Annotated in this window: 7 protein-coding genes; 3 read left to right on the forward strand and 4 right to left on the reverse strand. The window is 72.6% G+C overall.

The features are described from left to right. Positions 1 to 24: 24 nt before the first annotated feature. Positions 25 to 381 (reverse strand): arsenate reductase family protein, encoded by a 357-nt coding sequence (locus tag ABZ193_RS35625; RefSeq protein ID WP_237338555.1) that lies wholly within the window; start codon positions 379 to 381, stop codon positions 25 to 27. After that, positions 381 to 2,216, reverse strand: a complete 1,836-nt coding sequence (recQ, locus tag ABZ193_RS35630; RefSeq protein WP_020420645.1) for a DNA helicase RecQ — start codon at positions 2,214 to 2,216, stop codon at positions 381 to 383. Before recQ ends, ABZ193_RS35625 begins: the two co-directional genes overlap by 1 nt. A gap of 136 nt (positions 2,217 to 2,352) precedes the next feature. On the opposite strand from recQ, the gene ABZ193_RS35635 reads away from it, so the two are divergent. From ABZ193_RS35635 to ABZ193_RS35645, 3 genes are all read left to right on the forward strand, one after another. Beyond that, positions 2,353 to 3,375, forward strand: a complete 1,023-nt coding sequence (locus tag ABZ193_RS35635) for a sigma-70 family RNA polymerase sigma factor (protein WP_354712965.1) — start codon at positions 2,353 to 2,355, stop codon at positions 3,373 to 3,375. A gap of 73 nt (positions 3,376 to 3,448) precedes the next feature. Continuing rightward, positions 3,449 to 4,207, forward strand: coding sequence for a DUF899 domain-containing protein (locus ABZ193_RS35640; RefSeq protein ID WP_354712966.1), 759 nt, complete (start codon positions 3,449 to 3,451; stop codon positions 4,205 to 4,207). Continuing rightward, a complete protein-coding gene (locus ABZ193_RS35645) occupies positions 4,204 to 5,601 on the forward strand; it encodes a DHA2 family efflux MFS transporter permease subunit (protein WP_354712967.1) in 1,398 nt (465 codons plus the stop codon). Before ABZ193_RS35640 ends, ABZ193_RS35645 begins: the two co-directional genes overlap by 4 nt. 39 nt (positions 5,602 to 5,640) lie before the next feature. On the opposite strand, the gene ABZ193_RS35650 is transcribed toward ABZ193_RS35645, so the two are convergent. Together ABZ193_RS35650 and scpB are read right to left on the reverse strand one after the other, a co-directional pair. Continuing rightward, positions 5,641 to 6,384 carry a pseudouridine synthase gene (locus tag ABZ193_RS35650; protein WP_039791772.1) on the reverse strand — a complete coding sequence of 248 codons (744 nt, stop codon included), beginning with the start codon at positions 6,382 to 6,384 and terminating at the stop codon, positions 5,641 to 5,643. Then, entirely contained in the window at positions 6,374 to 7,132 is a 759-nt protein-coding gene (scpB, locus tag ABZ193_RS35655; protein ID WP_354712969.1) for an SMC-Scp complex subunit ScpB, read from the reverse strand. Before scpB ends, ABZ193_RS35650 begins: the two co-directional genes overlap by 11 nt. Positions 7,133 to 7,292 lie beyond the last annotated feature (160 nt).

The following is a 7,292-nucleotide window of genomic DNA, read 5'->3' on the forward strand; positions in this document are numbered from 1 at the left end:
CCACTCCGTCGCCGGCGGCTCCCCTCAAGGCAGAACCGAGCGCACGGCCTCTTCCGTCCGCCCCACCACCGTCGTCCCGTCGTCGGCGGTGATGATCGGGCGCTGGATCAGCTTCGGGTGCTCCGCCAGCGCCGTCAGCCAGCGGTCCCGGGTCGCCTCGTCGCGCGGCCAGCTCTTGACGCCCAGCTCGGCGGCCTCGGGCTCCTGCAGGCGCGCGATGTCCCACGGGTCCAGGCCCAGCCGCTTCAGCACGGCGTCCAGCTCCGCCACCGTCGGCGGCTCCTCCAGGTACCTGCGCACCTCGTAGGACACCCCCGCCTCGTCCAGGATCGACAGCGCCGAGCGGCACTTCGAGCACCGCGGGTTGACCCAGATCTCCACTACTCGCCTCCCGCCAGGGTCGCCAGCACCTGCTCGCCGTACCGGGCGAGCTTGTTCTCCCCGACGCCGCTCACCCCGGCCAGCTCGTCCAAAGTAGACGGCTGCTCGGTGGCGATCTGACGCAGGGTCGCGTCGCTGAAGACGATGTAGGCCGGCACGCCCTGGTTCTTCGCCTCCTCGAACCGCCAGGCCCGCAGCTTCTCGAACACCGGACGGGCCTCTTCCGGCATCTCCGCCGCCGCCTTGCGCTTCGCGGTCGCCGCGGCCGCCCGGCCGGCGCGCTTGGGCTCGCGGCGCATCCGCACCTCGCGCTTGCGGCCCAGCACCTCGCCGCTGGCCTCGGTCAGCAGCAGCGTCCCGTAGTCGCCTTCGACGGCCAGCAGCCCCTGCGCCAGCAGCTGCCGCACCACGCCGCGCCACTCGCTCTCCGACAGCTCCTGCCCCACCCCGAACACGGTGAGCTGGTCGTGCCGGTGCTGCGTCACCTTCGGCGTCTGCTTGCCCAGCAGGATGTCGATGATCTGCCCGGCGCCGAACTTCTGGCCCCGCTCGTGCTGCAGCCGGTACACCGCGGACAGCAGCTTCTGCGCGGCGATCGTGCCGTCCCACGACTCCGGCGGCGTCAGGCAGGTGTCGCAGTTGCCACACGGCTGCCCGGGCTGGCCGAAGTAGTTCAGCAGCTGCGCGCGACGGCACTCGACGGTCTCGCACAGCGCGAGCATCGCGTCCAGGTGCTGCGACAGCCGCCTGCGGTGCGCGTCGTCGCCCTCGGAAGTCTGGATCATCCGCCGCTGCTGCACGACGTCCTGCAGCCCGTAGGCCAGCCACGCGGTCGAGGGCAGCCCGTCCCGGCCGGCTCGCCCGGTCTCCTGGTAGTAGCCCTCGACCGACTTCGGCAGGTCCAGGTGCGCCACGAACCGCACGTCCGGCTTGTCGATGCCCATGCCGAACGCGATCGTCGCCACCACGACCAGCCCGTCCTCACGCAGGAACCGCGCCTGGTTGCGCGCGCGGGTCCGGGAATCGAGGCCGGCGTGGTAGGGCACCGCGCTGATCCCGTTGGCCACCAGGAACTCCGCGGTCTTCTCCACCGAGTTGCGTGACAGGCAGTAGACGATGCCCGCGTCGCCGGGGTGCTCGGTGCGGATCAGGTCGAGCAGCTGCTTCTTCGGCTCGGCCTTCGGCACGATGCGGTACTGGATGTTGGGCCGGTCGAAGCTCGCCACGAACTGGCGCGCCTCGCCGAGGTTGAGCCGCGACACGATCTCGGCGTGCGTGGCCTTCGTGGCGGTCGCGGTCAGTGCGATGCGCGGCACGTCCGGCCAGCGCTCGTGCAGCTCGGACAGGCCCAGGTAGTCGGGCCGGAAGTCGTGGCCCCACTGGGACACGCAGTGCGCCTCGTCGATGGCGAACAACGCGACCTTGCCCCGGTCGAGCAGGTTCCGCGTGGACTCCATGGACAGCCGTTCCGGCGCCAGGTACAGCAGGTCCAGCTCGCCGGCGAGGAACGCGGCCTCGACCTCGCGGCGCTGCTCGAAGTCCTGCGAGGAGTTGAGGAACCCGGCGCGCACGCCGACCGCCAGCAGCGCGTCGACCTGGTCCTGCATGAGCGCGATCAGCGGCGAGACGACCACGCCGGTGCCGGGGCGCACCAGCGACGGGATCTGGTAGCACAGCGACTTCCCGCCGCCGGTCGGCATCAGCACGACCGCGTCGCCGCCGCCGATCACGTGCTCGACGATCGCTTCCTGGTCACCGCGGAAGGAGTCGTAACCGAAGACGCGGCGCAGCGTCTGCAGCGCGTCGCTCACGGGGATGGTTTCAGCGGAGGCCACGCCGCGATCCTAGGGGCTCGGCGCGGCCGCCGGGCGCCGCCACACGAGATGCCCGGTCGTGCCGCGCGGAGCGACCATTTTCCCGGACCGGCGGTGTCCACCACAGTGAGGACCACGCGCGAACGAAGGAGCCGCCATGCACCCGACCCACCACGAGGAACTCCTGGACCTGGCGCGCGGCGGCGACGGCGAGGCCTTCCGCGCGCTCGTCGAACCGTTCCGGGCCGAGCTGCAGGTGCACTGCTACCGCATCCTCGGCTCGGTCCAGGACGCCGAGGACATGCTGCAGGAGACGTTGCTGGCGGCGTGGCGCGGCCTCGGCGGCTACGCGGGCCGCGCTTCCGTGCGGACCTGGCTGTACCGGATCGCCACCAACCGTTGCCTGAACGCGCTGCGCGCCGAGGCGCGCCGCCCGCGGGATCACCCGAGCCCCCGAGGAGGCGTTCCGTTGCCCGAACCATCCCGCCGCCGTCCGGAGCCGAGCTGGCTCGAACCGTGTCCCGACGAGCTGCTGGAGGCTGCCGCCGGTCACCTGGCCGGGCCGGAGGCCCGGTACGAGGCCAGGGAGTCGGTGTCGCTGGCGTTCCTCGCCGCGCTGCAGCACCTGCCACCGAGGCAACGGGTGGTGCTGGTGCTGCGGGACGTGCTGGGCTTCCGGGCCGCCGAGGTCGCGAAGATGCTGGACACCACCGAGAACGCGGTGACCAGCGCGCTCACCCGGGCACGCGCCGCGCTGGCCGGCGAGTTGCCCGGCCGGGCGGACGCGCCGCTGCCGGGCTCGCCCCGGGAACGCCGCATCGTGGACACCTTCGCGCGCGCGTTCGAGGCCGGGGACGTCGAGGCGATCGTGGCCCTGCTGACCGACGACGCGTGGCTGACCATGCCGCCGCTGCCGCTGGAGTACCAGGGGCTCGACGCCATCCGGACCTTCCTGGACACCGTCGTGATGCGCGACGGCCGCCGGTACGTGCTGTACCCGGCCAGGGCGAACGGCCAGCCCGCGTTCGGCTACTACGTCCGCGACCCGCGGACCCCGGTGCTGCACGCGCACGGGGTGCTCGTGCTGACGCTGAGCGGCGACCGGATCGGCGCTCTGACCCGGTTCTCCGACACCGCGCTGCTGGCCCGGTTCGGTTTCCCGCGCACGCTGCGCCCGTGATCCGGCCTCCCCGACCAGTTCCCGCTCCCGCCGGTGTCGGTACCGGTATCCGACGAAACGGGAAGGCGGACACATGCACACACCACCGATCGTGTCACCGGCCGAGTGGGCGGCCGCGCACCGGCGGATGCTGGTCAAGGAGAAGGAACTCACCCGCGCGCGCGACGCGCTGGCCGCCGAGCGACGGCGGATGCCCTGGCTGGAAGTGACGAAGCCCTACACGTTCCTCGGGCCCGATGGCGAGGCGAGCCTGCTCGACCTGTTCGACGGCCGCCGCCAGCTGATCGTCTACCGCGCCTTCTTCGAACCGGGCGTGCACGGCTGGCCGGACCACGCCTGCCGCGGTTGCTCGATGATGGCGGACAACCTCGGCCACCTCGCCCACATCAACGCGCGGGACACCACGCTGGTGTTCGCCTCGCGTGCCCCGCAGGCCGACATCGAGCGCGTGCGGGCGCGGATGGGCTGGCAGATGCCCTGGTACACCATCACCGACGACTTCGACGCCGATTTCGGCGTCGACTCCTGGCACGGCACCAACGCCTTCATCCACCACGGCGACCGGGTGTACCGCACCTACTTCGTCAACAACCGGGGCGACGAGGCGCTGGGTACCAACTGGAGTTACCTGGACCTGACCGCGCTCGGCCGCCAGGAAACCTGGGAGGACTCGCCGGAGGGCTACCCGCAGACGGCGCCCTACGAGTGGTGGGACTGGCACGACGAGTACGGCCGGCACGCCCCGTCGCGGTGGTTCGGCGAGCCCGACCCGGACGACCCGGACGATCAGCGCCCGCCGCTCACCCGCGCCGAACCGCGCGGCGCCCGGTGACCCCGCGGCAGGCCTGGGTACTGGGCCTGGCGTCGACGGCGTCGTTCATGATGGCCCTGGACAGCCTGGTGGTGACGACGGCGCTCACGTCGATCCGGCAGGACCTGTCGGCGTCGCTCGAATCGCTGGAGTGGACGGTCAACGCCTACAACCTGGCGTTCGCGGTGCTGCTGCTGACCGGCGCGGCGCTGGGTGACCGGTTCGGCCGCCGCCGCGTGTTCGTCGCCGGCCTGGCGTTGTTCACCGTCGCGTCGGTGGCGTGCGCGCTGGCACCGGGCATCGGTGCGCTCGTCACGGCCCGGGCGTTCCAGGGGGCCGGGGCCGCGATGGTGCTGCCGCTGTCGCTCACCCTGGTCAGCGCCGCGTTCCCGCCGAACGAGCGGGGCAGGGCCATGGGGCTGTACCTGGGGATCACCGGTCTGGCCACCTTCAGCGGCCCGTTCATCGGCGGTGCCGTCGCGCAGGGCCTGGCCTGGCAGTGGATCTTCTGGCTGAACCTGCCGGTCGGGTTGATCACGATCCTGCTCACCGGGCGGCACGTCGGCGAGAGCTTCGGCCCGGCCAAGCGGTTCGACCTTGCTGGCGTGGGGCTCGTGACCGCGGCGGGGTTCGGCATCGTGTGGGCCCTGGTCCGCGGGAACGCGGCGGGCTGGGGCAGCGCCGAGGTCCTGAGCGCGCTCGTGCTCGGGGTCGCGCTGGTGGTGGCGTTCGTGTTCTGGGAACGGCGCGCCGAGGCCCCGATGCTGCCGATGCGCTTCTTCCGGTCCCGGGCGTTCGCCACCGCCAACCCGGCGAACTTCCTGGTGTTCGCCTCGCTGTACGGGACGATGTTCTTCCTGGCGCAGTACTTCCAGATCGTCCACGGTGACGGGCCGTTCGTCGCCGGTCTGCGGCTGGTGCCGTGGACCGCGACGCTGATGGTGTGCGCGCCGATCGCGGGGCGGCTGGCCGACCGGTTCGGCGAGCGCGCGTTCGTGGCGGGCGGGCTGCTGCTCCAGGCGGTGTGCATGGGCTGGATCGCCCTGATCACCGACGCCGCCACCGGCTACCTGGAGATCCTGCCTGCCCTGGTCGTCGGCAGCGTCGGCGTGACCATGGCCATGCCGGCGGCGCAGCGGGCGGTGGTCGCCGCGGTGAGCCCGCCGGAGATCGGCCAGGCGTCCGGCGCGTTCATGATGCTGCGGATCTTCGGCGGCGTGTTCGGCACGTCGGTCACGGTCGCGGTGTTCGCGGCCGCGGGCGGCGGCTACACCTCGCCCGGGGAGTTCAGCACGGGGTTCTCGGCGGGGATGGGCGCGGTGGCCGTGCTCGCGTTCACCGGCGTGCTCGTCGCGCTCGGCATTCCGGGGCGGGCCGGAGCGCCCCGCGCTCCGGCCGTGACCCCGGCCCGGTAGTGGGTCGGGGCGGCGCCCGCCGTTGATCGGCGGGCGCCGTTACAGGCCGACGCGCCGGTAGAGGCCGCCGACCTCTTCGCGGTTGAGCTTGCGGATCGTGCCCGGCTTGCCGTTGCCCAGCTGCACGTCGCCGATCGCGGTGCGCACCAGCTTGCGCACCGGGAACCCGACCTCGGCCAGCAGGCGCCGCACGATGTGCTTGCGGCCCTCGTGCAGCACGATCTCCAGCAGGGTGCGCCCGCCCATACTGTCCTTGACCCGGAACGCGTCGACGCGCACCGGGCCGTCCTCCAGCACGATGCCGTCCTTGAGCTCCTTGCCGAGGCCGCGCGGCACCTTGCCGTCGACCTCGGCCAGGTACGTCTTGGGCACGTGGTAGGAGGGGTGCATCAGCCGGTGCGCGAGGTCGCCGTCGTTGGTGAGCAGCAGCAGGCCCTCGGTCTCGGCGTCGAGGCGGCCGACGTGGAACAGCCGCTCGCTGCGGTCGCGCACGTAGTCGCCGACGCACGGGCGGCCCTGGTCGTCGTACATCGTGGTGTGCACGCCGCGGGGCTTGTTCAGCGCCAGGTGGATCAGGTCCTCGCGGAGGATGACCCGGGTGCCGTCGACGTGGATCACGGCGCTGTCCGGGTCGACACGCCTGCCGAGCTCGCGGACCACCTTGCCGTCGACGCTCACGCGGCCCTGCACGATCAGGTCTTCGGCGGCGCGGCGCGAGGCCACGCCCGCCTTGGCGAGCACCTTCTGCAGGCGCACGCCCTCGGCTTCGGGCTCAGATGTCATCGATGGAGTCCACTTCCGGCAACAGGGGGGCGATCGGCGGCAGGTCGGTCAGCGACGACAGGCCCAGCCGCTCGAGGAACAATTCGGTCGTCACGTACAGAGTGCCACCCGTCTCGGGGTCGGCGCCGTTCTCCTCGATGAGACCACGGGCGAGCAGGGTGCGGATCACACCGTCGACGTTGACGCCGCGGACGGCCGCGACGCGGGAACGCGTGACCGGCTGCCGGTAGGCGATGACGGCGAGGGTCTCCAGCGCGGCCCTGGTCAGCTTGGAGCGCTGCCCGTCCAGCAGGAGCTTCTCGACGTACGGAGCGTAGGTGTCGCGGGTGAACAGGCGCCACCCCTCGCCGACGCGCCGCAGGTCGATGCCGCTGCCGCGCTCGGTGAGCTCGGCCGACATGACCTGCAGGGTCTGCGTCACGCGCGGCTCGGGCTGGCCGAGCGCGCTGGCGAGCGCCTCCTCGCTGACGGGCGAGTCGACGACCAGCAGGAGCGCTTCGAGCGCCGCGGCCAGCGCGGAGTGCTCGGTGAGGTCCGGCAGGCCATCCCCCACCGCGACGAGGTCCTCGTCGGGCTCCTCGGGGTAGTCCGGCAGGGGCGCGTCCTCCGGAGGCAGGGTCGCTTCGCCGGACGCCTGCTCGGGCTGCGCCGCCGCGGCGTCGGCCTCCGCCTGCAGCTCGCCGTTCGCGGCGGCCTCCGCAGGCGGCTCCGCTGCCTCGGCATCGGGCGCAGGCAGCGCCTGGTCCACCTCTGCCTCAGGCTCCTCGGGCTCGGCCTCGGCGGGAGACGGCTCGGCTTCCGCCGAGGGAAGCTCCGCGGTCTCGGCGGGCGCCGTGGGCTCCTCGGCCCCCGCCGCGGACGCAGCATCCGCACCGAGCGCGGGCGGCGGCGCCTGTTGGCGAACGGAA

The organism is Amycolatopsis sp. NPDC006125 (genome assembly GCF_040614195.1).
Taxonomy (GTDB): Bacteria; Actinomycetota; Actinomycetes; order Mycobacteriales; family Pseudonocardiaceae; genus Amycolatopsis_E; species Amycolatopsis_E tucumanensis.